The organism is Kitasatospora sp. NPDC005748, from assembly GCF_040630735.1.
Classification (GTDB): Bacteria; Actinomycetota; Actinomycetes; order Streptomycetales; family Streptomycetaceae; genus Kitasatospora.
Genome location: NZ_JBEXYD010000008.1, coordinates 1 through 24658, shown reverse-complemented (window position 1 = coordinate 24658; position 24658 = coordinate 1). Strand labels below are relative to the sequence as shown.

Here is a 24658-nt window from a genome sequence, read left to right as displayed (position 1 = left end):
CGAAACGATACGTCTCGTCTTGCTGAAGGTTCGGACCGAGCCCGCACGCTCCGCGGCGGGTCGGCTCGCCGGTGGGGCGGGCGGTGGCCGGCCGGTCAGCCGCTGATCCGGTCCGGGCGGGTGTAGACGTTGGCGCGTTCGCCGCGCAGGAAGCCGACCAGGGTCAGGCCCAGCTCCTCGGCGAGGTCCACCGCGAGGGAGGACGGCGCGGAGACGGCGGCCAGCAGCGGGACGCCCGCCAGCGCGGCCTTCTGGGTCAGCTCGAACGAGGCGCGACCGCTGACCAGCAGCACGTGCCCGGTCAGCGGCAGCCGGCCCGCGCGCAGCGCCCAGCCGACCACCTTGTCCACCGCGTTGTGCCGGCCCACGTCCTCGCGGGCGCAGAGCAGTGCGCCGCTCGTCCCGTCGAACAGCCCGGCCGCGTGCAGGCCGCCGGTCGAGTCGAAGGTCCGCTGGGTGGCCCGGAGCCGGTCCGCCAGCCCGTACAGCAGGGCCGGGGGGACGGTCAGCGGGTCGTCCCCGACGGGGTGGCGGACGTGGGTGCGGACGGCGTCCACCGTGTCGCGGCCGCAGAGGCCGCAGGCGCTGGTGGTGAGCAGGTTGCGGTGGGCGGAGAGCGGGAGGGCGCGGGCGCCGCGCAGGGCCGCGTCCACCACGTTGTAGGTGTTCGCGCCGTCCTCGTCCGTCCCGGCGCAGTAGCGCAGGGCCGCGAGGTCCTCGGCCGTGTGCACCAGCCCCTCGCCGACCAGGAAGCCGGCCACCAGGTCGAAGTCCTGGCCGGGCGTGCGCATGGTCACCGTCAGCGGCTCGCCGCCGACCCGGATCTCCAGCGGCTCCTCCGCCGCGAGGGCGTCCGGTCGCGTGCTGCGGCCGTCCCCGTGCAGCCGCACCACTCGCCGCCGTGCCGTCGCCCGCGTCATCGGTCCTCCGCTCCGTGCCGTCCGTCGACCCCAGCGTGCGGTATCGGGGTGGCGCTTCGGAAATCGGGGTGGGGCCGGTGGCCGGGCGCCGGTGGGGGCGACTCGTGGGCGGGCGCCCGTCACCTGATCGGCGATGCCGTGAGGCGGCCGGCGCCCGCCGTCGGCGAAGGTGGCGTGGAGGTCCCGGCCGGGGCCGTCGGAGCCGGCGCGCCCTCCGGCGGGACGTGGAGGGCGGCCGCGGCCGGCTCCGTCCGGCGGGCGGGAGTCCGCCAGGTGGGATCCACTGGTTGTCATATCTTCATTCAGCTGGTGTGATGATGCATATGGATATGCACAGTGCTGTGGCCCCCGATGCGCCCCTCGTCCAGGTCGGCAAGGCCGACGTCAGCGCCGAGGACGTGCTGGCCGTCGCCCGGGGCAACGCCCGGGTAGAGATCGGTCCGGACGCGCTCGCCGAGATGGCGACCGCGCGGGCCCGGATCGAGGCCCTCGCGGCCGAGCCGCGCCCCGTCTACGGCGTCTCCACCGGCTTCGGCGCGCTCGCCGTCCGGCACATCAGCCCCGAGCTCCGCGCCCAGCTGCAGCGCTCGCTGGTGCGTTCGCACGCCGCCGGGATGGGCCCGGCGGTGGAGCGCGAGGTGGTCCGCGCGCTGATGTTCCTGCGGATGAAGACGCTGGCCTCCGGCCGGACCGGCGTGCGCCCGGTGGTCGCCCAGACCATGGCGGCCATCCTGAACGCCGGCATCACGCCGGTGGTCCGCGAGTTCGGCTCGCTCGGCTGCTCCGGCGACCTCGCCCCGCTCTCGCACTGTGCGCTGGTCCTGATGGGCGAGGGCGTGGCGACCGGCCCGGACGGCGTCGACAAGCCCTCCGGCGAGCTGCTCGCCGCGGCCGGCATCGAGCCGGTCGAGCTGCTGGAGAAGGAGGGCCTGGCCCTCATCAACGGCACCGACGGCATGCTCGGCATGCTGGTGATGGCCATCGCCGACCTCCAGCGCCTCTTCACCACCGCCGACATCACCGCCGCGATGACCCTGGAGGCGCTGCTCGGCACCGACAAGGTGCTCGCCCCCGAGCTGCACGCCCCGATCCGCCCCCACCCCGGCCAGGCGCTGAGCGCCGCCAACATGCTGGCCGTCCTCAAGGGCTCCGGCCTCACCGGCCACCACCAGGACGACGCCCCGCGCGTCCAGGACGCCTACTCGATCCGCTGCGCCCCCCAGGTCGCCGGCGCCGGCCGCGACACGGTGGCCCACGCCGCCCTGGTCGCCTCCCGCGAGCTGGCCGCCTCGGTCGACAACCCGGTGGTGCTGCCGGACGGCCGGGTCGAGTCCAACGGCAACTTCCACGGCGCCCCGGTCGCCTACGTGCTGGACTTCCTCGCCATCGCCGCCGCCGACCTCGGCTCGATCTCCGAGCGCCGTACCGACCGGCTGCTGGACAAGGCCCGCTCGCACGGCCTGCCGGCCTTCCTCGCCGACGACCCGGGCGTGGACTCCGGTCTGATGATCGCCCAGTACACCCAGGCGGCCCTGGTCAGCGAGAACAAGCGGCTCGCCGTGCCGGCCTCGGTCGACTCGATCCCGTCCTCCGCGATGCAGGAGGACCACGTCTCGATGGGCTGGTCGGCCGCCCGCAAGCTGCGCCAGTCCGTCGAGAACCTCGGCCGGATCCTGGCCGTCGAGCTGACCGCCGCCTCCCGCGCGCTGGAGATCCGCCGGCAGGCCGACGCCAGCGGCACGCCCTCGCCGGCGACCCTCGCCGCGCTGGCCGTCGCCCGGGAGGCCGGGGTCGGCGGCGCCGGCCGCGACCGCTTCCTCTCGCCGGACCTGGAGGCCGCCGCCGCGCTGGTCGCCTCCGGCGAGCTGGTGCGGGCCGTCGAGAAGGTCACCGGGCCGCTGGCCTGACGAGGCCGCCACCGCCCGGGGCGGGCGGGAGTCAGTCCCACTCGCCCCGCGGCGGCCGGGCGCGCTTCTCCTCGCGCCGGTCGGCGGCGATGGCGGCGTAGTTGACGCCGACGATGCCGGCCCAGCAGACCAGCAGGCCCATGAAGCCGTTCGAGCCGCTGGTCGCGATGCCGGTCAGCGGGATGCCGAGGACCAGCGAGATCAGCGGCAGCTTCGAGCCGGAACGGCCGAAGGAGCGCCGGCGCAGGTGCTCCGCCGGGCCGTAGCCGTCGAGCCGCTCCGCCACCCGGCGCTCCACCCGCGCGTCGAGGCGGGCGTCCAACCGGGCGTCCAGCCGGGCGAGGAACGAGTCGACGATCTCCGACTCGTACTCCTCGCCCAGCTCCTTGCGGGTCTGCAGAGCCGCGTCGAGGTCGCGTCGCAGTTCGTCCTGGCGTGTGTCCATGGCGCTCAGCCTGGTGCAGCGCCGGGGCTCCAGTCCATCGGTTCGCGCCGGGATCGGGGCGGATCAGGGGGAAATCAGGGTCACCCGGAGGGGTGATCCGCACCGCCGGGGGGTCTCATCGGGCGTCCCGGCGTACGAGACGTCTTTGCCAGCGGCAGTCCGCTGCTGCACAGTCGTCGTCCGAACAGCTCGCACCCGGAGGTACCGCTGATGACCGCCACCGACGACACCGGCACGGTAGGCCCCTCCGCCCGACTCCTCCAGCTCTTCGAGGGCCACCGGCTCACCCCCACCCAGCGCCGGATCGCCCACTCGCTCGTCCGGCACGCCACCGAGGCGCCGTTCCTCTCCAGCGTCGAGGTCGCCGAACTGGCCGGCGTCAGCCAGCCCTCGGTCACCCGCTTCGCGGTGGCCCTCGGCTACGACGGCTACCCGGCGCTGCGCAAGCAGCTGCGCGAGCTGGGCGCGGGGGAGCCGAGCGCCCCGGAGACCCCGGACGACGTGGTGCGCAACGAGCACCAGCAGGCCGTCCTCGCCGAGATCGAGCACCTGCGGCTGCTCGCCGAGCTGCTCGCCGACCCCGAGCCGATCATCCGCGCGGCCCGGCTGCTCGCCGCCTCCCGCCCGCTGCCCGTCCTCGGCCTGCGGGCCGCCTCCGCGCAGGCCCGCGGCTTCGCCTACTTCGCGGCCAAGGTGCACCCGGACATCCGGCTGCTCGACGAGGGTGGCAGCATGCTCGCCGACCGCCTGGAACAGGCCGCCGCCGCCGGCGCCTCCGCGCTGCTCTGCTTCGCTCTGCCGCGCTACCCGCGCGAGCTGATGGACGCCCTGACGGTGGCCCGGGACTGCGGTCTGACGGTGCTGACCGTCGCCGACAGCGCCTTCGCGCCGGTCGCCAAGCTCTCCGACCTGATGCTGCCGGCCGCCGTCGGCACCGGCCTGGTCTTCGACACCGCGTGCGCGCCGATGATGCTCGGCCGGGTGCTGCTCCAGACGATGTGCGACGAACTCCCCGGCGCCGAGGCCCGGTTGGAGTCGATCGAGCAGTCCGCGACGGCTCGTGGGCTGTTTTTGGAGTAGGACCGTACCCGGGGCGGGAATCCTGTCAACAGGCCCCGGAGCAGGGCCGACCGGCAGGGGGAGCCTGTGATGCGCGTGATCCACGAGATGAAGTTCGTCGGCCGACTCGCCTCGGGCGCCGACGAATGGTCCTGCCCGGCCTGCGGACGCCGCGTCACTCTGCGGCGGCTGCCCGAACCCGAACTCGTCGTCCTCGACGCCGGTGACGAGAGCGCCGTCCACGTCGGCGTCATCGAGCCCGACGGCCGCGCCGCGGCGGCCGCCGACAAGTACGGCCTCGGCCCCGTCCAGGAGATCCCCCGCCCGCCGCGCCCGGCCGCAGAGGCCGCCCCGGCCGCGCCCGCGGACCCCGACGCCGACGACCGCCGCTGGCTCGCCGAGATCGGCATCGACTGGGACGGCGGCGCGGCGGCCTGACGCCGGGTCGGGTCGGCCGTCCGCCTCGCGCGCCCGCCGCGCAGGGCCGGGCGGCTCCCGCGACGATCCCGCGCGCGCCGGCCCATGCCTCGCCCGGACTCCGCGGCGGCCGTCCGGGGCGTACGGCGGGGGGCGTCGCCGTGCCCTCCACCCGGCGGCGCCTGGGCCGAGTGGCTGGTGTTCGCCCGACTCGGGGTAGCGCGGCGGGGTTGTCGCGATGCCGGCTGATCGGATGCGCTCAGGTCTGGCCGGAGACTGAATGATTGGATATATTCAGCCAAGTCGAGCTTGAATGAATTCATCCGTAGGGAGCCGGGACATGGTGCAGCAGCAGGCGAGCGGGCCGCGCGAGGTGCGGGCGGCGCGCGGTACAGGGCTGACGGCGCAGGGGTGGCAGCAGGAGGCTGCCCTGCGGATGCTGATGAACAACCTCGACCCCGAGGTGGCCGAGCACCCGTCGAAGCTCGTCGTCTACGGCGGTACCGGCAAGGCGGCGCGGGACTGGCGCTCGTTCGACGCCATGGTGCGCACGCTGGAGACGCTGAAGCAGGACGAGACCATGCTGGTCCAGTCCGGGCGGCCGGTCGGCGTCATGCAGACGCACGAGTGGGCGCCGCGCGTGCTGATCGCCAACTCCAACCTGGTCGGCGACTGGGCGAACTGGGAGGAGTTCCGGCGGCTGGAGAGCCTCGGCCTCACCATGTACGGCCAGATGACCGCCGGATCGTGGATCTACATCGGCACCCAGGGCATCCTCCAGGGCACCTACGAGACCTTCGCCGCGGTCGCCAACAAGCGGTTCGACGGCACCCTGGCGGGGACGATCACCCTCACCGCCGGCCTCGGCGGCATGGGCGGCGCCCAGCCGCTGGCCGTGACGATGAACGGCGGCGTGGCGATCTGCGTCGACTGCGACCCGTCCCGGATCTCCCGCCGGATCGAGCACCGCTACCTGGACGTCGAGGCCAAGAACCTCGCGCACGCGCTGGAGCTGGCCACCGCCGCCCGCGACCGCCGCGAGCCGCTCTCCATCGGCCTGCTGGGCAACGCCGCCGAGGTGTTCCCGCAGCTGCTCTCGATGGACGCGCCGATCGACATCGTCACCGACCAGACCAGCGCCCACGACCCGCTGAGCTACCTGCCGGTCGGCGTCGCCTTCGACGACATGGCGACCTACGCGGCCGAGAAGCCCGCCGAGTTCACCCAGCGCTCGCGCGAGTCGATGGCCCGGCACGTCGAGGCGATGGTCGGCTTCATGGACGCCGGCGCCGAGGTGTTCGACTACGGCAACTCGATCCGCGGTGAGGCCCAGCTGGCCGGCTACGACCGCGCGTTCGCCTTCCCGGGCTTCGTCCCGGCCTACATCCGGCCGCTGTTCTGCGAGGGCAAGGGCCCGTTCCGCTGGGCGGCGCTCTCCGGCGACCCGCAGGACATCGCCAAGACCGACAAGGCCGTGCTCGACCTCTTCCCGGAGAACGAGTCGCTGCACCGCTGGATCAAGATGGCCCAGGAGAAGGTGCACTTCCAGGGCCTGCCGGCGCGGATCTGCTGGCTCGGCTACGGCGAGCGCGACAAGGCCGGCGAGCGGTTCAACGACATGGTCGCCTCCGGCGAGCTGTCCGCGCCGATCGTGATCGGCCGTGACCACCTGGACTGCGGCTCGGTCGCCTCCCCGTACCGGGAGACCGAGGCAATGCTGGACGGCTCCGACGCGATCGCCGACTGGCCGCTGCTCAACGCCATGGTCAACGTCGCCTCCGGCGCGTCCTGGGTCTCCATCCACCACGGCGGCGGCGTCGGCATCGGCCGCTCGATCCACGCGGGCCAGGTCACGGTGGCCGACGGCACCGCGCTGGCCGGCGAAAAGATCCGCCGGGTGCTCACCAACGACCCGGGCATGGGCGTGATCCGCCACGTCGACGCCGGCTACGACCGGGCCGACGAGGTCGCCGCCGAGCGCGGCGTCCGCGTCCCGATGAACGAGCACGGCCCGATGGGTGAGCTGTGACCTTCGAAGAGATGTGGGCGGAGCTACTCCCGGTGGGCCGCTCCGCCTCCTCCGGCGGCTACCGCCGCTTCGCCTGGAACTCCGCCGACGCCGAGTGCCGGTCCTGGTTCGAGGAGCAGGCCCGCGGCCGCGGGCTGACCTACGAGCTGGACCGCAACGGCAACCAGTGGGCCTGGCTGGGCGACCCGGCGGGCGAGGGCGCGATCGTCACCGGCTCGCACCTGGACTCCGTCCCCGACGGCGGCGCCTTCGACGGCCCGCTAGGGGTGGTCTCCTCCTTCGCCGCGCTGGACGAACTCCGCGGGCGGGGAGCCGAGTTCGACCGGCCGCTGGCCATCGTCAACTTCGGTGACGAGGAGGGCGCCCGGTTCGGCGTGGCCTGCATCGGCTCCCGGCTGAGCGCGGGCGTGCTCGGCCGCGACCAGGCGTACGAGCTGCGCGACGCCGACGGCGTCCGGCTGCCCGACGCGATGGAGAAGGCCGGCTACGACCCGGCCGGGATCGGCGCGGACGGCGATCGGCTGGCCCGGATCGGCGCCTTCGTCGAACTCCACGTCGAGCAGGGCCGCTACCTCGCCGAGGACCAGCCGGTCGGCGTGGCCGGCGCGATCTGGCCGCACGGCCGCTGGCGGTTCGACTTCCACGGGGAGGCGAACCACGCCGGCACCACCCGGATCGAGGACCGCCGCGACCCGATGCTCACCTACGCCAACACCGTGCTCGCGGCGCGGAAGAAGGCGCGGACGGCAGGGGCGCTGGCCACCTTCGGCAAGGTCGCGGTCGAGCCCAACGGCACCAACGCGATCGCCTCCCTGGTGCGCGGCTGGCTGGACTCCCGGGCCGCCGACGAGCAGACGCTCACCGCCCTGGTCGAGGAGATCGAGCGGGCGGCGTACGAGCGCGGCGACCGCGACGGCGTCCGGGTCGAACTGACCCGCGAGTCCTACACCCCGGTGGTGGAGTTCGACGGCCCGCTGCGCGACCGGCTCGCCCGGCGGCTCAACGCGGCGGGCGCCCCCGACGGCGTGCCCATCCTGCCCACCGGCGCGGGACACGACGCCGGAATCCTGGCATCGGCGATCCCGACCGCCATGCTGTTCGTACGTAACCCGAGCGGGGTCTCGCACTCCCCGGCCGAGCACGCGGAGACGGCCGACTGCCTGGCCGGCGTGACCGCCCTCGCCGACGTACTGGAGGACCTGGCGTGTCAGTAGGCCGTGCCGGAGGCGCGCACATGACGACTTACTGGGCGGAGCACGCCTGGCTGCCGCACGCCAACGGGCCGGTGGTCGAGCAGGACGTGCTGATCGCCACCGGCCCCGGCGGCCGGATCACCGCGGTGACGCCGGACAGCGGGCCCTGCCCGCCCGGCGCCGTCCGGCTGGCCGGGCTGCTGCTGCCCGGCCAGGCCAACGCGCACTCGCACGCCTTCCACCGGGCGCTGCGCGGCCACGTGCAGGTCGGCTCCGGCACCTTCTGGACCTGGCGCGACACCATGTACCGGTTCGCCGGGGCGCTCGACCCGGACAGCTACCTGGAGCTCGCCACCGCCGTCTACGCCGAGATGGCGCTGGCCGGGATCACCGCGGTGGGGGAGTTCCACTACCTGCACCACGCGCCCGGCGGGAGCCGCTACGACGATCCGAACGCGATGGGCGAGGCGCTGATCGAGGCCGCCGCCCGGGCCGGGATCCGGATCACCCTGCTGGACACCTGCTACCTGTCGGCCGGCTTCGGCGCCGAGCCGACCAGGCCGCAGCTCCGGTTCAGCGACGGCGACGCCGACGCCTGGGCCGAGCGGGTGGAGGCGCTCAAGCCGCGCGAGCACGCCCGGATCGGCGCCGCGATCCACTCGGTGCGGGCGGTACCGGCCGAGCAGCTCGGCACTGTCGCGCGGTGGACGGACGGCCGCCGGGCCCCGCTGCACGTCCACCTCTCCGAGCAGACCGCCGAGAACGACGCCTGCCTCACCGCGCACGGCGTCACCCCGACCAGGCTGCTCGCCGACCACGGCGCGCTCGGCCCGCGCACCTCGGCGGTGCACGCCACCCACCTCACCGACGAGGACGTCAAGCTCCTCAGCGACTCCTCGACCGCCATCTGCATGTGCCCCACCACCGAGCGGGACCTCGCCGACGGCATCGGTCCGGCCCGCCGGCTCGCCTCGGCGGGCTGCCCGATCACCCTGGGCAGTGACAGCCACGCCGTCATCGACCCGTTCGAGGAGGCCCGCGCGCTGGAGCTGGACGAGCGGCTGCGGACCAGGACCCGGGGCCACTGGACGGCCAACTCGCTGCTGCGGGCGGGCACCGAGGACGGACACGCCTCGCTCGGCTGGCCGGAGGCCGGGCGGATCGAGGCCGGCGCCCTGGCCGACTTCACCGTGATCGCCCTGGACTCGGTGCGCACCGCCGGGCCGCCGAGCCGGCTCGGCGCCGAGATCGCGGTGTTCGCCGCCTCGGCCGCCGACGTGCGGCACGTGGTGGTCGGCGGACGGCAGATCGTCCGGGACGGCGTCCACCAGCTGGTGCCCGACGTCCCGGCCGCGCTGCGGTCCTCGATCGCCGCGCTGAGCTGCTGAGTCCCCGTACCTCCCGGGGGCGGGCGGGGCCGACCCCGCCCGCCCCGGGTCCAGCCCCGAAAGGCCTGATGTGAGCACCCCGAGCAGCCCGCAGAGTCAGGGCATGCCGAGCACCCTGATCACCGGGATCGGCAGCCTGGTCACCAACGACCCCGCGTACGGGACCGGGCCGCTCGGCCTGCTCACCGACGCGGCCGTGGTGGTGGACGGCGGCACGGTCGCCTGGGTCGGGCCGGCGGCCGAGGCGCCCGCCGCGGACGAGCGGTTCGACGCGGCCGGGCGGGCGCTGCTGCCCGGCTTCGTCGACTCGCACGCCCACCTGGTGTTCGCCGGGGACCGCACCGCGGAGTTCAACGCCCGGATGTCCGGCCAGTCGTACACCGCGGGCGGGATCCGGACGACGGTGGCCGCCACCCGGGCCGCGAGCGACGCCGAACTCGACGCCAACCTGGCCCGGTTCGTGCGCGAGGCGCTGCGGCAGGGGACGACCGCGATCGAGTGCAAGTCCGGCTACGGGCTGACCGTCGTCGACGAGGCCCGGGCGCTGCGGATCGCCTCCTCGTACACCTCCGAGACCACCTACCTGGGCGCCCACGTGGTCGCCCCCGAGTACGCCGACGACCCGGCGGGCTACGTGGACCTGGTCACCGGCGACATGCTGGACGCCTGCGCGCCCTACGCCCGCTGGGTGGACGTCTTCTGCGAGAACGGCGCCTTCGACGGGGACCAGGCCCGGGCGATCCTGACCGCCGGGATCGAGCGCGGTCTCACCCCCCGGGTGCACGCCAACCAGCTCTCCTACGGCCCGGGCGTCCAGCTCGCCGTCGAGCTGGGGGCGGCCTCGGCCGACCACTGCACCCACCTCACCGACGAGGACGTGGCCGCGCTGGCCGGCTCGGAGACGGTGGCGACGCTGCTGCCGGGCGCGGAGTTCTCCACCCGCGCCGCCTACCCGGACGCGCGCCGGCTGCTCGCCGCGGGCGCCGTCGTCGCGCTCTCCACCGACTGCAACCCGGGCTCCAGCTTCACCAGTTCGATGGCGTTCTGCATCGCGGTCGCGGTCCGGGAGATGGGGATGACGCCGGACGAGGCGGTCTGGGCCGCCACCGCGGGCGGCGCCCGGGCGCTGCGGCGCACCGACGTCGGCGTGGTGACGGTCGGCGCCCGGGCCGACCTCCAGCTGCTGGAGGCGCCCTCGCACGTCCACCTCGCGTACCGGCCGGGCGTCCCGCTGACGGCGGCGGTCTGGCGGGCCGGGGTCCGCGAGGTCTGACCTTCACGGCTCCGGGGCCCGGGGGGCGACGGCGACCGCCGTCGCCCCCCGGGCCGTTACCGGCCCCGCGCGGCGAGGCCGCGGCGCAGGAAGTCCAGCTGGTGCAGCAGCAGGTTCTCCGCCACCGTCTCGTCGCTGGGGGAGTGGGTGGCCCCGCTGAGCGGCAGCAGCTCGTGCGGGCGGCCGGCGGCGAGCAGGGCGGCGGAGAGCCGCAGCGTGTGCGCGGGCAGCACGTTGTCGTCGGCCAGGCCGTGCACCAGCAGCAGCGGCCGGCGCAGGCCGGCGGCGTCGGGGATCAGCGAGCAGGCGTCGTAGCGCTCCGGGTGCTCGTCCGGGTGGCCGAGGAAGCGCTCCTTCCAGTGGGTGTCGTACAGCCGGTGGTCGGTGGGCGCGGCCCCGGCCACCGCGGCGTGGAAGACGTCCGGGCGGCGCAGCACGGCCAGGGCGGCCAGGAAGCCGCCGAAGGACCAGCCCCGGACGGCGACCCGGTCGAGGTCCAGCAGCCCCGGGCGGGCCAGTGCGGCCTCCCGCAGGGCCTCGACCTGGTCGTCCAGCACGGGCGTGGCGATGTCCGCGAACACGGCCTTCTCCCAGTGCGGGCCCCGGCCGGGAGTGCCGCGCCCGTCCACCACCAGGACGGCGAAGCCCTGGTCGGCGAACCACTGCGAGACCAGGTCGGGCCAGCCGCCGGCCGCGGTGGCCTTCTGCAGCGCGGGCCCGCCGTAGGGGTCGAGCAGGACGGGCAGCGGGCCGTCGCCGGGGCGGTGGCCGGTGGGCCGGAAGAGCGTGGCGCGAAGCTCGCGCGGGCCCAGCCGGAGCAGCTCGGGCCGGGCGGTGAGGACGGGGCGCTGCGCGTGCGAGCGCAGGTCGACGGCGGGGCGCCCGTTCCGGTGGACGGTGGTGTGCCCGCCGGGCGCACCGGGCGTCCGCGCGGTGTGGACGAGGGTGCCGTCGCTCCGTACGCCGGTGTGCGCGCCGGGCGCGGAGCTGAGCCGTACGGCGCCCTCGGCCGGGTCGTACGACCACAGGTGGGTTTCGGTCGGCTCGGTGGAGGCGGTGAAGAGGACCTGTTCGCCGTCGGTCCCGAGCACCGAGCGCAGTTGGAGACCGGGCGGGGTGACGGGCTCGCCGCCCACGGTGAGCCGGCGGGTGTCGCCGAGGTCCGCGGCGTCGACCAGGACCCCGGCGGCGGTGCGGACGGGCAGGCCGGGGACGAGTTCGACCCAGTGCTCGTCCCGCTGCTCGGCGAGCGTCCGGGTGGCGCCGTCGGCCGGATCCACGGCGAGGGTGCGGACGGTGCGCTGGTCCCGGCTCTGCACGGCGGCGAAGGGGCCGTGGGCGTCCCAGCCGGCGGCGGCCAGGTACTCGAACCCGGCGCGGTCCCAGCGGGCCTCGGTACGGCCGCCGTCGAGGTCCAGCAGCCAGAGCGAGACGTCGGCGTTGGTGGTGCCGGCCAGCGGGTAGCGCAGGACGCGCGGCGGCCGCGCCGGATCGGCCGGGTCGGCGAGGTGGAGGCGGGCGAGCGGGCCGTTGTCCACCCGGGCGGCCAGCAGCCGGGTGCCGTCCGGCGACCACCAGTACGCCCGGGTGCGGTGCATGGACTCGGCGGCGACGTGGTCGGGGACGCCGTACGCGACCTCGGCGTGCTCGGGCTCGGCCAGCGCGCGGTCCCCGGTGCCGTCCACCCCGATGACGCGCAGCGCCCCGTCGCCCACGTAGGCGATCCGGCGGCCGGTCGGGTCCGGGCGCGGGTCGTAGACGCCGGTGGCGGTCGGTATCCGGCGGACGCCGCCACCGACGGGGTCCGCCACCCAGAGCTCCCCGCCCAGGGCGAAGACGACCGTCCGGCCGGCCCGGTCGGCGGCGAAGGCGGTGATTCCGGTGGCGTGCACGCGGGAGCGCTCGCGGCGGATCCGCTCCGCCTCGGGGACGTCCCGGCCCTCGCCGCCCAGCCCGGCCGGATCGGCCAGCAGCCGCTCCTCGCCGCTGTCGGCGTCCAGCGCCCAGAGACAGCCGACCGGGTCGTCCCCGGCCCGGCTGCGCAGGAACAGCACCGTCCGACCGCCGTCGCAGACGACCGGATGGGCGGGCACCCCGAGGGAGAACCGACGGGTACGGGCGAGCTGACGGGGCAGCGATTCACTCGACATGCCCGACACCCTGACACGCCTCGGGGCGGTCACGCGTCCGAAAAAGGGGCCGGTACGGATCTTCCGATCCGTACCGGCCCCTCGTGCCGGGGCGTGCCCGGCGGTGCTTCGGGGTGCGTCAGTGGACGTTGCCCATCAGCTTCACGACCTTCTTGCGGTACATCGCCAGACCGATGCCCGCGACGATCGCCATCGCACCCTGGACCGCGAAGTACCAGGTGCTGCCGACCACGCTGTCGCCGAGGACGAGCTGGAAGATGGCCGCGACGCAGTCACCGGCGGTGACGGCGAGGAACCAGACGCCCATCATCTGGCTGGCGTACTTCGCCGGGGCCAGCTTGGTGGTGACGGACAGGCCCACGGGGGAGAGCGTCAGCTCACCGACGGTCTGGATCAGGTACACCATGGCCAGCCAGAGCGGGGTGACCTTGGTGCCGCCCGCGGCAGCCGCCATGGCCAGCATCATGACGAGGAAGGAGGCGCCGATCATCAGCAGACCGAACGCGAACTTCATGGTGGTGCTGGGGTTCTTGGCCTTGCGGGACAGGGCCACCCAGAGCCAGGCGAAGACCGGGGCCAGCGCCATGATGTACAGCGGGTTCAGCGACTGGAACCAGGTCGACGGGAAGTCGAAGCCGAACAGCGTGGACGAGGTGTTCTCGTCCGCGAAGATGCTCAGAGTCGAGCCCGACTGGTCGTAGATCATCCAGAACACGGCGGCGGCCACGAAGAACCAGATGTAACCGCTCATCTTGGACTGCTCGCCCGCGTCGAGGTCCTTGTCGCGCTTCACCTTGGCGAAGACGAACACGGGAAGCGCGATGCCGGCGATGGAGAGCGGCCAGATCGCCCAGTTGATCGTGAAGTGGCCGGTCAGCGCGACGACCGCGTAGAACACGGTGGCCAGCGCCAGCCAGAAGCCGGCCTTCCTGAAGATCACGCGCTTCTCGGCTGCCGAGATCGGCGAGGTCACCACGTCGCTCTTGGCGCTCAGGTGGCGGCTGCCCAGCATGAACTGGATCAGGCCGATCGCCATGCCGACACCGGCGAGGGCGAAACCGAGGTGCCAGTTGACGCTCTGGCCGATGGTGCCGATCACCAGCGGCGCCGCGAAGGCACCGAGGTTGATGCCCATGTAGAAGATGGTGAAGCCACCGTCACGGCGCGGGTCGTTCGGACCGTCGTACAGGTGGCCGACCATCGTCGAGATGTTGGCCTTCAGCAGGCCGGAGCCGAGCGCGATGAACGCCAGGCCGACGAAGAACGACACGCTCGCCGGAACGGCCAGCAGGAAGTGGCCGATCATGATGATCGAGCCGCCCACCGCGACGGTCTTGCGGGCACCGAGGAATCGGTCGGCGATCCAGCCGCCCGGCAGGGCCAGCAGGTAGACCATGGCCGTGTACACGCTGTAGACCGCGCTGGCCACGGCCATCTTCATGCCGAGACCGCCCTCCGTGATGGAGGCGGTCATGTAAAGGACCAGCAGGGCGCGCATGCCGTAGTAGCTGAAGCGCTCCCACATCTCACTCATGAAGAGAGTGGCGAGTCCACGGGGGTGCCCGAGGAAGGTCTTGCCGCTGGGAGAGGCCGACTGAACGCCGGACTCCAGGGTCGTAGACGCCATGTGTAGTGGTTCCTTGCTGACAGCGTCCGCCTAGGGGGGTACGGCGGACGTGGACCAAACCACTGTACGTGGCCAGATTTGGCGTTATCAGCTGACAAAACACGCCAATTAGGTATGGCGATGGCAAAGTCTGCGATCAATCTGATCGATAGATCCATGGTAGGGCTGGACATGTTCCTTCGGATGCAAGACCCAGCCGTGGAATCTTCGCCGAACAGGCGGTTGGGGCATGTCCGTTGAGCGGTGATCGCGCTCCGTATAACGATCACGCTCTGTGAACTACCTCACAGCGCAGGCCCCCTATCCCCGGCGGACTACCATCACCACATGACCTGTGTGCTGCTCGCCGAGGACGATCCGGCGATCTCCGAACCGCTCGCCCGGGCCCTGCGACGCGAGGGCTATGAGGTGCTCGTCCGCGAGGACGGTCCGGCCGCACTGGCCGCCGGGCTCACCGAGGAGGTCGACCTCGTCGTCCTCGACCTCGGTCTTCCCGAGATGGACGGCCTGGAGGTCTGCCGCCGCCTGCGGGCCGACGGCAAGAGCTGCCCCGTCCTCGTCCTCACCGCCCGTGCGGACGAGGTGGACACCGTGGTCGGCCTGGACGCCGGTGCCGACGACTACGTCACCAAGCCCTTCCGCCTCGCCGAACTGCTCGCCCGCGTCCGGGCCCTGCTCCGGCGCGGCAACGTGGACCAGCTCACCACCGGCGCGCACGGGGTGAAGATCGACATCGAGTCCCACCGCGCCTGGCTCGGCGAGGAGGAGCTGACGCTCTCCGCCAAGGAGTTCGAGCTGCTGCGGGTGCTGGTTCGGGACGCCGGGCGGGTGGTCACCCGGGAGGAGATCATGCGCCAGGTCTGGGACACCACCTGGTGGACCTCCACCAAGACGCTGGACATGCACATCTCCTGGCTGCGCAAGAAGCTCGGCGACGACGCGGCCAACCCCCGCTACATCGCCACCGTGCGCGGAGTGGGCTTCCGCTTCGAGAAGAACTAGCCCCTGTAAGAAGAACTGGCCCCCGTAAGGGGAACGAACCACCACGGGGAGCGGCAGCGTGAAGCGCCGGATGATCAACTCGCTGCTGGGCGTCGTCCTGGTGGTGGTCGCGGTGTTCTGCGTCCCGCTCGCCCTGGTCGAGAAGCGCACCATCGTGAACTCGGCGCAGGACCGGGTGGACGCGGCCGCCGTCCGGGTGCTCGCGCTGGTGGAGAACCGGCTCTCCGCGGGCGAGCCGGTCACCGGCGACAAGTTCGCCAACCAGGTCACCGACGGCCAGTACGTCGAGGTGGACATCCCCGGCAAGTCCGTCGTCTCCAGCGGCGAGCGGCCGGCCGGGACCCATCTGCTGAAGTCCGTCGAGCAGGGCGCCAGCGGGGAGACCGTCACCGTCGAGCAGTCCCGGGCCGGCGTCGACCACGAGATCGCCAACATGCTGCTGCTGCTCGGCGTGGTGGCACTGCTCGCCGTCCAGGCGGCCGTCGCCCTGGCCGTCTGGCAGGCCAAGCGGCTGGCCCGGCCGCTCACCGACCTCGCCGAGACGGCCGAGCGGCTCGGCTCCGGCGACCCGCGCCCGCGCGACCGCCGCTACGGCGTGCCCGAGCTGGACCGGGTCGCCGAGGTGCTGGACGTCAGCGCCGAGCGGATCGCCCGGATGCTCACCGCCGAACGGCGGCTCGCCGCCGACGCCTCGCACCAGCTGCGCACCCCGCTCACCGCGCTCTCCATGCGGCTGGAGGAGATCACCGCGGTCGCCGAGGATCCGGAGACCGTCAAGGAGGAGGCGACCATCGCCCTCCAGCAGGTCGAGCGGCTCACCGACGTCGTCCAGCGGCTGCTCACCACCCAGCGGGACCCGCGCAGCCCCACCGCCGTCGCCTTCGACCTGGACGACGTGGTCAAGCAGCAGGTGGAGGAGTGGGGCCCGTCGCTGCGCGGCACCGGCCGGGTGCTCCAGGTGGAGGGCCTGCACGGGGTCACCGCCGTCGGCACCCCCGGCACGGTGGCCCAGGTGCTGGCCACCCTGATCGAGAACTCGCTGATGCACGGCGCCGGGCTGATCACCCTGCGGGTGCGGCCGTCGGGGACGTCGGTGGTGGTCGAGGTGCAGGACCAGGGCGCCGGGGTGCCGCCGGAGCTGGGCAACCGGGTCTTCGAACGGGCGGTCAGCGGGCGCAACTCGACGGGGATCGGCCTGGCGGTGGCCCGCGACCTCGCGGAGGCGGACGGCGGCCGGCTCGAACTGCTCTCGCTGAAGCCGCCGGTGTTCGCCATCTTCCTGGGCCGCAGCCAGCGCGAGGCCTGAGCGGCAGGTCTTCGCGCGGCGCTCCCGGTCCGGCCCGTGCGGTGCCCTCAGAACCGGGTGTCGCGGACCACGTCCAGGTCGGTGAAGGTCGGCGGCTCGTCGCAGAGCGCGACCATCTCCCGGAAGATCCGGTCGGTCTCGGGCAGCGCGGAGTTCTTCATCGCGTCCTCGTAGGAGGCGAACTCGACGATCTCCACCAGGTGCCGCGGGTCCGCGCGGTCGGCGCCGACCATCGCGTGTCCGACCGTCCGCCGGCCCTCGGTCTGTTCGGCCCAGCTGTCCATCAGCCGGTTGAGGTCGTCCACCTTGTCGGTCTTGCAGTCGATGATCTGGACGAACGCCATGGCGAGCCTCCTGTGATCCCCCGGGCCTCGATCGTTCGCCGGCCGTGCTCGCCCTCGGTCACCACTGTCCTCCCGCCCGAGCGGGCGGGGCAAGGGGGTGGGCCTATTCGGCCTTGGCGTACCGGATCTCCTCGGCGGCGAGCACCAGCTCGGCCTGCGCGACGACCTCGGCCGCCGGGGCGGGCTCGGCGCCGGTCTCCGGGACGGCCGTGAAGACCCACGTCCGGTAGGAGACGAAGCGGAACACCGTGGCCACCGCGAGGCCGGCCACCTTGGCGGCCAGCTGCTCGAAGTGCGAGTCCAGGCCGAGCACGTAGACCGAGAAGCCCAGCACCCCGGTCTCGATCAGCATCCCGGCGCCGCTGAACAGCAGGAACAGCGTGATCTCGCGCTTGCGCGAGGCGGCGTCGCGGTCCCGGTACAGCCAGTAGCGGTAGCCGAGGTAGTTGGTCGCGATGGCCACCAGGGTGGCGGCGATGTTGGACCGTAGCGAGGCCAGGTGGAACCCGTTGATGCAGATCCAGAAGACGGCGAAGTTGACCACCACACCGCTCAGGCCGACGATGCCGAACTTCACCACCTCGCCCGACAGACCGCGCAGTCTCTGCGTCAGCGGGGGGTTCGACGCTGCGGTCGTCGCCATACCGGGCTGCCTCCATGTGCTGCGGACGAGGGGGCCCGGAGCGGATGCGCGGCTGGCCCCTTGAGCCCTGCGTGCACGCACATGATCGGACCACGCGTACCAGGACCTAGCGGTCCAGGCTACCCGGTTCCGCCGATCGGCTCAGCCCCCCGGGCTCCTCGCTCCCTGGGACGGTGCCCGCCGGCCGTGCGGTTCCATGGCGGTTCCATGGCCCCCGACCGGCCCGGATATCCTGGCGGGGTGACTTCCCCGGGCAATGCGAATTTTCCAGTAGTGGGCATGATCGGCGGCGGGCAGCTGGCCCGGATGGCACACCAGGCGGGCATCCCGCTCGGGGTCCGGTTCAAACTCCTCGCCGACACGCCCCAGGACTCCGCCGCGCAGGTGGTCTCCGACACCGTCCTCGGCGACTACCGCGACCTCGACACGCTGCGCCGCTTCGCGGCCGGCTGCGATGTGATCACCTTCGACCACGAGCACGTGCCGACCGAGCACCTGCGGGCCCTGCAGGCCGACGGCGTGGCCGTCCGGCCCGGCCCGGAGGCGCTGGTCAACGCCCAGGACAAGGGCGTGATGCGGGCCAGGCTCGACTCCATCGGGGTGCCCTGCCCCCGGCACCGGATCGTCTCCGGCCCGGCCGACGTGACGGCCTTCGCCGAGGAGGGCGCCGGCTACCCGGTCGTCCTCAAGACCGTCCGCGGCGGCTACGACGGCAAGGGCGTCTGGGTCGTCGACGACGAGGAGCAGGCGCACGCGCCGTTCCTGGCCGGCGTCCCCGTGCTGGCCGAGGAGAAGGTGGACTTCGTCCGCGAGCTGGCCGCCAACGTGGTCCGCTCGCCCAGCGGCCAGGCCGTCGCCTACCCGGTGGTGGAGAGCGTCCAGGAGAACGGCGTCTGCGCCGAGGTGACCGCCCCGGCGCCGGACCTCGACCCGGCGCTGTCCGACGAGGCCCAGCAGCTGGCCCTGCGGATCGCCGGCGAGCTGGACATCACCGGCCACCTGGCGGTCGAGCTGTTCCAGACCCGGGACGGCCGGATCCTGGTCAACGAGCTGGCCATGCGCCCGCACAACTCCGGGCACTGGTCCCAGGACGGCGCCGTCACCTCGCAGTTCGAGAACCACCTGCGGGCCGTGCTCGACCTGCCGCTCGGCGACCCCCGGCCGCGCGCCAAGTGGACCGTCATGGTCAACGTGCTCGGCGGCGACTACCCGGACATGTACCACGCCTTCCTGCACTGCATGGCCCGTGACCCCGGCCTGCGGATCCACATGTACGGGAAGGACGTGAAGCCCGGCCGCAAGGTCGGTCACGTCAACGTCTTCGGGGACGACCTCGACGACGTCCGCGAGCGCGCCCGTCACGCGGCCGCCTACCTGCGAGGAACGATCACCGAATGACCTCCTCTTCCCACGGCCCCCTGGTCGGCATCGTGATGGGCTCGGACTCCGACTGGCCGGTCATGGAGGCCGCGGCCCAGGCCCTCGACGAGTTCGAGATCCCCTACGAGGTGGACGTCGTCTCCGCGCACCGGATGCCGCGCGAGATGGTCGCGTACGGCGAGGAGGCCCACCGGCGCGGCCTGAAGGCGATCATCGCGGGCGCCGGCGGCGCCGCCCACCTGCCGGGCATGCTCGCCTCGGTCACCCCGCTGCCGGTCATCGGCGTCCCGGTGCCGCTGCGCTACCTGGACGGCATGGACAGCCTGCTGTCGATCGTCCAGATGCCGGCCGGGGTGCCGGTGGCCACCGTCTCGGTGGCGGGTGCGCGCAACGCGGGCCTGCTGGCGGTGCGGATGCTGGCCGCGTTCGACCCGGAGCTGACCGAGAAGATGACCGACTTCCAGGCCGAGCTGAACAGCCAGGCCACCGAGAAGGGGAAGAAGCTGCGGGCCAAGGTGGCGGGTTCCGCCTCCTTCGGCTTTGGAAAGTAGTCATATCGGATACAACAGCTCGTATGACCTCTGAGCTGTTGGACTCCGCTGAGCAGCCCGACCCGGCCGCCCTGCTGGACCGTGCCCGCGCCCTCCTCCGCGACACCCCCGTGGTGGACGGCCACAACGACCTCCCCTGGGCGATGCGCGAGCAGGTCGGCTACGACCTCGACACGCTCGACCTGGCCGCCGACCAGAGTTCACGGCTGCACACCGACCTCGCCCGCCTCGCCGCGGGCGGGGTCGGCGCGCAGTTCTGGTCCGTCTACGTCCCCTCGCGGCTGGCCGGCGACCACGCCGTCAGCGCCACCCTGGAGCAGATCGACTTCGTCCGGGCCCTGGCCGCGCGCTTCCCCGACCGGCTCCGCCTCGCGTTCACCGCCGAGGACATGGAGGCCGCCCGCGCCGACGGCCGGATCGCCTCCCTGATGGGCGCCGAGGGCGGCCACTCCATCGACTCCTCGCTGGCCACCCTGCGCGCCCTGTACGAGCTCGGCGTCCGGTACCTGACGCTCACCCACAACGACAACACCCCGTGGGCCGACTCGGCGACCGACAAGCCGGCGGCCGGGGGCCTGACCCGGTTCGGCGAGGAGGTCGTCCGGGAGATGAACCGGCTCGGCATGCTGGTCGACCTCTCGCACGTCTCCGCCGACACCATGCGCGACGCGCTGCGGGTCAGCGAGGCGCCGGTGCTCTTCTCGCACTCCTCGGCGCGCGCCGTCTGCGACCACCCGCGCAACGTCCCGGACGACGTGCTCGGCCGGCTGGCGGCCAACGGCGGCGTGGCGATGGCCACCTTCGTCCCGAAGTTCATCCTGCCCGCCGCCATCGAGTGGACCGCCGCCGCGGACGAGAACATGCGCGCCCACGGCTTCGACCACCTCGACACCACCCCGGCCGGGATGGCCTGCCAGCGGGCCTTCGAGCAGGCCACCCCGCGCCCGGTCGCCACCCCGGCCACCGTCGCCGACCACCTCGACCACATGCGCGAGGTGGCCGGCATCGACCACATCGGCATCGGCGGCGACTTCGACGGCACGGCGTTCCTCCCGGCCGGGCTGGACGACGTGGCCGGCTACCCCAACCTGATCGCCGAACTGCTCGGCCGGGGCTGGTCGCCGACCGACCTCGGGAAGCTCACCTGGCACAACGCGGTACGCGTGCTGCGCGACGCCGAGGCCGTCGCGCGTGAGCTGCGGACCACCCGCCGCCCGTCCATCGCCACCCTCGCGCAGCTCGACGGCCTCGACGGCTGAGCACGACGTCGACGGCTGAGCACGACGTCCACGGCCTCGACGGCTGAGCACCAGCACGGACGGCCGTTCCCGGCCCGGTCCGCCCGGGAATGGCCGGACGGACCGGGGTGCTGCCAGTGGTTGAGTCCGCGGCTGCGAGGAGGCAGGGCATGTACGGCGACCCGGAGACGGTCCGCAAGATCCTTACCGAGCTGGGCGACACCTGGGCCGTGGTCGGCCTGTCGTCCAACCGCCGGCGCGCCGCGTACGGCGTCGCCGAGGTGCTGCAGCGCTTCGGGAAGCGGATCGTGCCCGTGCACCCGAAGGCCGAGACCGTTCACGGGGAGCAGGGGTACGCCTCGCTGGCGGACATCCCGTTCGAGGTCGACGTGGTCGACACCTTCGTCCGGTCCGACCTCGCCGGCGCGGTGGCCGACGAAGCCGTGGCCATCGGTGCCAAGGGCGTCTGGTTCCAGCTCGACGTGGTGGACGAGGCCGCCTACGAGCGGGCCCGCGCGGCCGGTCTCGCGATGGTGATGGACAAGTGCCCCGCCATCGAGATCCCCCGGCTCGGGCTCGGCGGGCGGTTCGGTTAGCACGCACGAGGCCCGCCGGTCGTCGGAACGACCGGCGGGCCTCGGCGCGTGCCGCGTCAGCTCGGGCGGCCCAGCGCCCGGTACGTCCAGCCGGCCGCGCGCCAGGCGTCGGCGTCCAGGGCGTTGCGGCCGTCCAGCAGGCGGCGCTCGGCGACCACCGTGCCCAGCTCGGCCGGGTCGAGGTCGCGGAACTCCTGCCACTCGGTGAGGTGCAGGACCACGTGCGCGCCCTCGGCGGCCTCCAGCGGGGACTGCGCGTAGGCCAGTCCCGGGAACATCTTGCGGGCGTTGTCCATCGCCTTCGGGTCGTACACCGTGACCTGCGCGCCCTGGAGCTGGATCTGGGCGGCGACGTTGAGCGCGGGGGAGTCCCGGATGTCGTCGGAGTTGGGCTTGAAGGCGGCGCCGAGGACGGCGACCCGGCGGCCGAGGAAGCCGCCGCCGCACTGCTCGCGGGCCAGCTCGACCATCCGGGAGCGGCGCCGCATGTTGATCGAGTCGACCTCGCGCAGGAAGGCCAGCGCCTGGTCGGCGCCCAGCTCCCCGGCCCGGGCCATGAACGCGCGGATGTCCTTGGGCAGGCAGCCGCCGCCGAAGCCCAGGCCCGCGTTGAGGAACTTGCGGCCGATCCGGTCGTCGTGGCCGAGCGCGGTGGAGAGCAGGGTGACGTCGGCGCCGGCCGCCTCGCAGACCTCGGCCATCGCGTTGATGAACGAGATCTTGGTGGCCAGGAAGGAGTTGGCGGCGGCCTTGACCAGCTCGGCGGTGGCGAAGTCGGTGACCACGAACGGCACGCCGGCCGCGATCGGCTCGGCGTACACCTCGCGCAGCAGCCGCTCGGCGCGCTCGCTGCGGGCGCCGACCACGATCCGGTCCGGCCGCAGGGTGTCCTGGACGGCGAAGCCCTCGCGCAGGAACTCCGGGTTCCAGGCGAGCTCGGCGTCCTCGCCGACCGGCGCCAGCGCGGCCAGCCGCTCGGCCAGCCGGTTCGCGGAGCCGACCGGCACGGTGGACTTGCCGACCACCAGCACCGGCCGGGTCAGGTGCGGGGCCAGCTCGTCGATCGCGGCGTCCACGTAGGACATGTCGGCGGCGAACTCGCCCTTGCGCTGCGGGGTGTTGACGCAGACGAAGTGCACGTCGCCGAACTCCGCGGCCTCCTGGGCGGAGGTGGTGAAGCGCAGCCGGCCGGTCGAACCCTCGTGGCCCGCCACGTGCTTGAGCAGCAGCTCGGACAGGCCCGGCTCGTACATCGGCACCCGGCCGGCGGTCAGCGTGGCGATCTTCTCGGGGTCGATGTCCAGACCCAGCACCTCGAAGCCGAACTCCGCCATGGCGGCGGCGTGGGTGGCACCGAGATAGCCGGTGCCGATCACGGAGATGCGGAGGGTCACGGGTTCCCCTTTGCGGAATCTCGACCTTGCCTGCCGTGGGACGGGCAGGACGTGCGAGCACCGATGCTATCCGCCCGTCCGGACCCGGCCCAGGCCGTCCCGCCTGCGCCGATGTTTCGGGCACCCGGGCGCTGCCGCCGGGCGCCGGGTGTGCGCCGGGCGCGATCCGGCGGAACCCCCACACGGGTGCTGTGACCGGCGGCACAATGCGCGCATGGATCCGAAGCCCGAGAGCACGGACACACCGGACACACCCCACGCCGAAGAACCGCCGCGCCCGCCCCACGCCGCAGAACCGCCCCACGCCGACGAGGCGCCCCCCACCGAAGAACCGCCGCGTCCCGACGGGTCCGGCGGGCGGGCGGAGGGGCTCAGCCTCTTCGAGCCGCGCGCCGGCGGCGCGGAGGCCGCCGGGCCGGGCCGGGGCCCCGAGCCGCCGGCCCGCCGCCGTCGCACCCGCCGCGTCCTGCTGTGGACGCTCTCCGCGCTGCTGGTGCTGGTCCTCGGTACGGGCGGCGCGCTCTTCTGGGCGGCCGAGCACTACGCCTCCTCGGTCACCCGGATCCCGGACGCCTTCCCGACCGCGCCGGAGTCCGCCCAGCCGAGGCCCGTCCCGGCGAGCGGCCTCAACCTGCTGCTGGTCGGCCTGGACGCCCGCTCCGACGTGCCGACCACCGGCAGCGTGGCGAAGGCCCCGGTCTGGCAGGAGGGCGCGGCCCGCAGTGACACCATGATGCTGCTGCACCTGTCCGAGGACGGCCGCAGCGCCTCGCTGGTCTCGCTGGCCCGCGACACCTGGGTGGACGTCCCCGGGCACGGCAAGGCCAAGCTGAACGCCGCGTACTCCTGGGGAGGCCCGGCCCTGATGACCGAGACCGTGCAGAACCTCACCGGCATCCGGATCGACCACCTCGCCGTGGTCGACTGGAACGGCTTCCGCGCCCTCACCGACGCCGTCGGTGGCGTGGACATCACCATTGCGCGCACCATCGAGGCGGCCGGCGAGGCCCGCGCCTGGGAGGCCGGGACCCATCACATGGACGGCGCCCAGGCGCTGCTGTACGTCCGTGAGCGCTACGGCCTGCCCGGTGGGGACCTCGACCGCACGAAGCGGCAGCAGAACTTCCTGCGCGCGCTGATGCTCCGGGTCATGGACTCCGGCACGCTGGCCAGTCCGTCCCGCCTCGGCGGCCTGCTGCAGTCGGTCGGCGAGGTGGTCAGCGTGGACGACCGGCTCTCCAACACCGACCTCTTCCAGCTCGCCTGGGGCCTGCGCTCGCTGCGCGCCGACGATGTCCGCTTCATGAACGCGCCGTTCGGCGGCTTCGACACCCGCGACGGCCAGAGCGTCGTGCTGCTGGACGAGCGTCCGGCGGCGCAGCTCTGGGAGGCGATGCGCAACGACCGGATGCCGGAGTACTTCCAGGAGCACCGGGCCGGCGACACCCTCGGGTCCGACGTCGACTGAACCTAGGCAGCCGCAGGTCGGAGCCCTAGGATCTACTTAACGGTAACTAACAACTGAGCGGCGAGGCAGGCATCATGGCGGGCAGCGCAGGGTCGGCGGACTTCGATCTCTTCCGGATCTCCGAGGAGCACGAGATGCTGCGTGAGGCGGTGCGTTCGCTGGCCGAGGCGAAGATCGCTCCGTTCGCGGCGGAGGTGGACGAGGAGGGTCGGTTCCCGCAGGAGGCGTTGGACGCGTTGCGGGGCAACGACCTGCACGCGGTGCACGTGCCGGAGGAGTTCGGTGGTGCGGGGGCGGACGCGCTGGCGACGGTGATCGTGATCGAGGA

21 protein-coding genes and 1 pseudogene are annotated in these 24658 nt (G+C 73.3%); 15 read left to right on the top strand and 7 right to left on the bottom strand.

Annotated features, from left to right (window positions below; genetic code table 11):
- Window positions 1–95: 95 nt before the first annotated feature.
- Window positions 96–920 carry a formate dehydrogenase accessory sulfurtransferase FdhD gene (gene fdhD, locus ABZ495_RS08910; protein WP_329487963.1) on the bottom strand — a complete coding sequence of 275 codons (825 nt, stop codon included), beginning with the start codon at window positions 918–920 and terminating at the stop codon, window positions 96–98.
- Window positions 921–1243: 323 nt separating this feature from the next.
- On the opposite strand from fdhD, the gene hutH reads away from it, so the two are divergent.
- A complete protein-coding gene (hutH, locus tag ABZ495_RS08905; protein WP_359803632.1) occupies window positions 1244–2827 on the top strand; it encodes a histidine ammonia-lyase in 1584 nt (527 codons plus the stop codon).
- Between the two features lie 31 nt (window positions 2828–2858).
- Here hutH and ABZ495_RS08900 read toward each other — a convergent pair whose 3' ends face one another.
- A complete protein-coding gene (locus ABZ495_RS08900; protein ID WP_352295420.1) occupies window positions 2859–3272 on the bottom strand; it encodes a hypothetical protein in 414 nt (137 codons plus the stop codon).
- 210 nt (window positions 3273–3482) lie between these two features.
- On the opposite strand from ABZ495_RS08900, the gene ABZ495_RS08895 reads away from it, so the two are divergent.
- From ABZ495_RS08895 to hutI, 6 genes are all read left to right on the top strand, one after another.
- Window positions 3483–4352 carry a MurR/RpiR family transcriptional regulator gene (locus tag ABZ495_RS08895; RefSeq protein ID WP_359803636.1) on the top strand — a complete coding sequence of 290 codons (870 nt, stop codon included), beginning with the start codon at window positions 3483–3485 and terminating at the stop codon, window positions 4350–4352.
- 69 nt (window positions 4353–4421) lie between these two features.
- Window positions 4422–4769 carry a hypothetical protein gene (locus ABZ495_RS08890; RefSeq protein ID WP_359803638.1) on the top strand — a complete coding sequence of 116 codons (348 nt, stop codon included), beginning with the start codon at window positions 4422–4424 and terminating at the stop codon, window positions 4767–4769.
- A gap of 319 nt (window positions 4770–5088) precedes the next feature.
- Window positions 5089–6777 (top strand): urocanate hydratase, encoded by a 1689-nt coding sequence (gene hutU, locus ABZ495_RS08885; RefSeq protein WP_352295424.1) that lies wholly within the window; start codon window positions 5089–5091, stop codon window positions 6775–6777.
- Window positions 6778–6788: 11 nt separating this feature from the next.
- Window positions 6789–7991 (top strand): allantoate amidohydrolase, encoded by a 1203-nt coding sequence (locus ABZ495_RS08880; protein ID WP_329492124.1) that lies wholly within the window; start codon window positions 6789–6791, stop codon window positions 7989–7991.
- 20 nt (window positions 7992–8011) lie between these two features.
- Window positions 8012–9358 (top strand): formimidoylglutamate deiminase, encoded by a 1347-nt coding sequence (locus tag ABZ495_RS08875; protein ID WP_359835050.1) that lies wholly within the window; start codon window positions 8012–8014, stop codon window positions 9356–9358.
- 103 nt (window positions 9359–9461) lie between these two features.
- Window positions 9462–10631, top strand: coding sequence for an imidazolonepropionase (gene hutI / locus ABZ495_RS08870; RefSeq protein ID WP_359835049.1), 1170 nt, complete (start codon window positions 9462–9464; stop codon window positions 10629–10631).
- 56 nt (window positions 10632–10687) lie between these two features.
- Here hutI and ABZ495_RS08865 read toward each other — a convergent pair whose 3' ends face one another.
- Together ABZ495_RS08865 and ABZ495_RS08860 are read right to left on the bottom strand one after the other, a co-directional pair.
- On the bottom strand, window positions 10688–12781 hold the full coding sequence (locus ABZ495_RS08865) for a prolyl oligopeptidase family serine peptidase (RefSeq protein ID WP_359835048.1): 2094 nt from the start codon (window positions 12779–12781) through the stop codon (window positions 10688–10690).
- 118 nt (window positions 12782–12899) lie between these two features.
- Entirely contained in the window at window positions 12900–14408 is a 1509-nt protein-coding gene (locus ABZ495_RS08860) for an oligopeptide:H+ symporter (RefSeq protein ID WP_359803648.1), read from the bottom strand.
- A gap of 327 nt (window positions 14409–14735) precedes the next feature.
- On the opposite strand from ABZ495_RS08860, the gene ABZ495_RS08855 reads away from it, so the two are divergent.
- Together ABZ495_RS08855 and ABZ495_RS08850 are read left to right on the top strand one after the other, a co-directional pair.
- The gene (locus ABZ495_RS08855) at window positions 14736–15410 is read left to right on the top strand and encodes a response regulator transcription factor (protein ID WP_073924168.1); all 675 of its coding nucleotides are present in this window, start codon (window positions 14736–14738) and stop codon (window positions 15408–15410) included.
- Window positions 15411–15468: 58 nt separating this feature from the next.
- The gene (locus ABZ495_RS08850; protein WP_329487954.1) at window positions 15469–16716 is read left to right on the top strand and encodes an ATP-binding protein; all 1248 of its coding nucleotides are present in this window, start codon (window positions 15469–15471) and stop codon (window positions 16714–16716) included.
- A gap of 53 nt (window positions 16717–16769) precedes the next feature.
- Here the strand turns inward: ABZ495_RS08850 and ABZ495_RS08845 are convergent.
- Together ABZ495_RS08845 and ABZ495_RS08840 are read right to left on the bottom strand one after the other, a co-directional pair.
- Window positions 16770–17060 (bottom strand): annotated as a pseudogene (locus ABZ495_RS08845) (ester cyclase); the annotation flags it as partial.
- Window positions 17061–17163: 103 nt separating this feature from the next.
- Complete coding sequence (locus ABZ495_RS08840; protein ID WP_329487953.1) at window positions 17164–17703, bottom strand: GtrA family protein; 540 nt, start codon at window positions 17701–17703, stop codon at window positions 17164–17166.
- Between the two features lie 207 nt (window positions 17704–17910).
- Here ABZ495_RS08840 and ABZ495_RS08835 point away from each other — a divergent pair, with 207 nt between their 5' ends.
- The 4 genes from ABZ495_RS08835 (at window position 17911) to ABZ495_RS08820 (ending at window position 21468) form a co-directional block, all read left to right on the top strand.
- Complete coding sequence (locus tag ABZ495_RS08835) at window positions 17911–19101, top strand: 5-(carboxyamino)imidazole ribonucleotide synthase (protein WP_352297982.1); 1191 nt, start codon at window positions 17911–17913, stop codon at window positions 19099–19101.
- Complete coding sequence (purE, locus tag ABZ495_RS08830) at window positions 19098–19634, top strand: 5-(carboxyamino)imidazole ribonucleotide mutase (RefSeq protein ID WP_329487951.1); 537 nt, start codon at window positions 19098–19100, stop codon at window positions 19632–19634. Before ABZ495_RS08835 ends, purE begins: the two co-directional genes overlap by 4 nt.
- A gap of 23 nt (window positions 19635–19657) precedes the next feature.
- Window positions 19658–20893, top strand: coding sequence for a dipeptidase (locus tag ABZ495_RS08825; protein WP_359803652.1), 1236 nt, complete (start codon window positions 19658–19660; stop codon window positions 20891–20893).
- A gap of 149 nt (window positions 20894–21042) precedes the next feature.
- Window positions 21043–21468, top strand: coding sequence for a CoA-binding protein (locus tag ABZ495_RS08820; protein WP_359803654.1), 426 nt, complete (start codon window positions 21043–21045; stop codon window positions 21466–21468).
- 56 nt (window positions 21469–21524) lie between these two features.
- On the opposite strand, the gene ABZ495_RS08815 is transcribed toward ABZ495_RS08820, so the two are convergent.
- Window positions 21525–22862, bottom strand: a complete 1338-nt coding sequence (locus ABZ495_RS08815; protein WP_329487948.1) for a UDP-glucose/GDP-mannose dehydrogenase family protein — start codon at window positions 22860–22862, stop codon at window positions 21525–21527.
- A 214-nt stretch (window positions 22863–23076) separates the two neighbouring features.
- Between ABZ495_RS08815 and ABZ495_RS08810 the strand changes: the two genes are divergently transcribed.
- Both ABZ495_RS08810 and ABZ495_RS08805 read left to right on the top strand, forming a co-directional pair.
- A complete protein-coding gene (locus ABZ495_RS08810) occupies window positions 23077–24330 on the top strand; it encodes an LCP family protein (protein ID WP_359835046.1) in 1254 nt (417 codons plus the stop codon).
- A 74-nt stretch (window positions 24331–24404) separates the two neighbouring features.
- Window positions 24405–24658, top strand: a 254-nt coding sequence (locus ABZ495_RS08805) for an acyl-CoA dehydrogenase family protein (RefSeq protein ID WP_359835045.1), incomplete at its 3' end; no start/stop codon positions are given.

Coding starts and splice junctions, on each gene's coding strand:
- fdhD (WP_329487963.1), bottom strand. CDS start 920: ATGACGCGGGCGACGGCACGGCGGCGAGTGGTGCGGCTGCACGGGGAC.
- hutH (WP_359803632.1), top strand. CDS start 1,244: ATGGATATGCACAGTGCTGTGGCCCCCGATGCGCCCCTCGTCCAGGTC.
- ABZ495_RS08900 (WP_352295420.1), bottom strand. CDS start 3,272: ATGGACACACGCCAGGACGAACTGCGACGCGACCTCGACGCGGCTCTG.
- ABZ495_RS08895 (WP_359803636.1), top strand. CDS start 3,483: ATGACCGCCACCGACGACACCGGCACGGTAGGCCCCTCCGCCCGACTC.
- ABZ495_RS08890 (WP_359803638.1), top strand. CDS start 4,422: ATGCGCGTGATCCACGAGATGAAGTTCGTCGGCCGACTCGCCTCGGGC.
- hutU (WP_352295424.1), top strand. CDS start 5,089: ATGGTGCAGCAGCAGGCGAGCGGGCCGCGCGAGGTGCGGGCGGCGCGC.
- ABZ495_RS08880 (WP_329492124.1), top strand. CDS start 6,789: ATGTGGGCGGAGCTACTCCCGGTGGGCCGCTCCGCCTCCTCCGGCGGC.
- ABZ495_RS08875 (WP_359835050.1), top strand. CDS start 8,012: ATGACGACTTACTGGGCGGAGCACGCCTGGCTGCCGCACGCCAACGGG.
- hutI (WP_359835049.1), top strand. CDS start 9,462: ATGCCGAGCACCCTGATCACCGGGATCGGCAGCCTGGTCACCAACGAC.
- ABZ495_RS08865 (WP_359835048.1), bottom strand. CDS start 12,781: ATGTCGAGTGAATCGCTGCCCCGTCAGCTCGCCCGTACCCGTCGGTTC.
- ABZ495_RS08860 (WP_359803648.1), bottom strand. CDS start 14,408: ATGGCGTCTACGACCCTGGAGTCCGGCGTTCAGTCGGCCTCTCCCAGC.
- ABZ495_RS08855 (WP_073924168.1), top strand. CDS start 14,736: ATGACCTGTGTGCTGCTCGCCGAGGACGATCCGGCGATCTCCGAACCG.
- ABZ495_RS08840 (WP_329487953.1), bottom strand. CDS start 17,703: ATGGCGACGACCGCAGCGTCGAACCCCCCGCTGACGCAGAGACTGCGC.
- ABZ495_RS08835 (WP_352297982.1), top strand. CDS start 17,911: ATGGCCCCCGACCGGCCCGGATATCCTGGCGGGGTGACTTCCCCGGGC.
- purE (WP_329487951.1), top strand. CDS start 19,098: ATGACCTCCTCTTCCCACGGCCCCCTGGTCGGCATCGTGATGGGCTCG.
- ABZ495_RS08825 (WP_359803652.1), top strand. CDS start 19,658: ATGACCTCTGAGCTGTTGGACTCCGCTGAGCAGCCCGACCCGGCCGCC.
- ABZ495_RS08820 (WP_359803654.1), top strand. CDS start 21,043: ATGTACGGCGACCCGGAGACGGTCCGCAAGATCCTTACCGAGCTGGGC.
- ABZ495_RS08810 (WP_359835046.1), top strand. CDS start 23,077: ATGGATCCGAAGCCCGAGAGCACGGACACACCGGACACACCCCACGCC.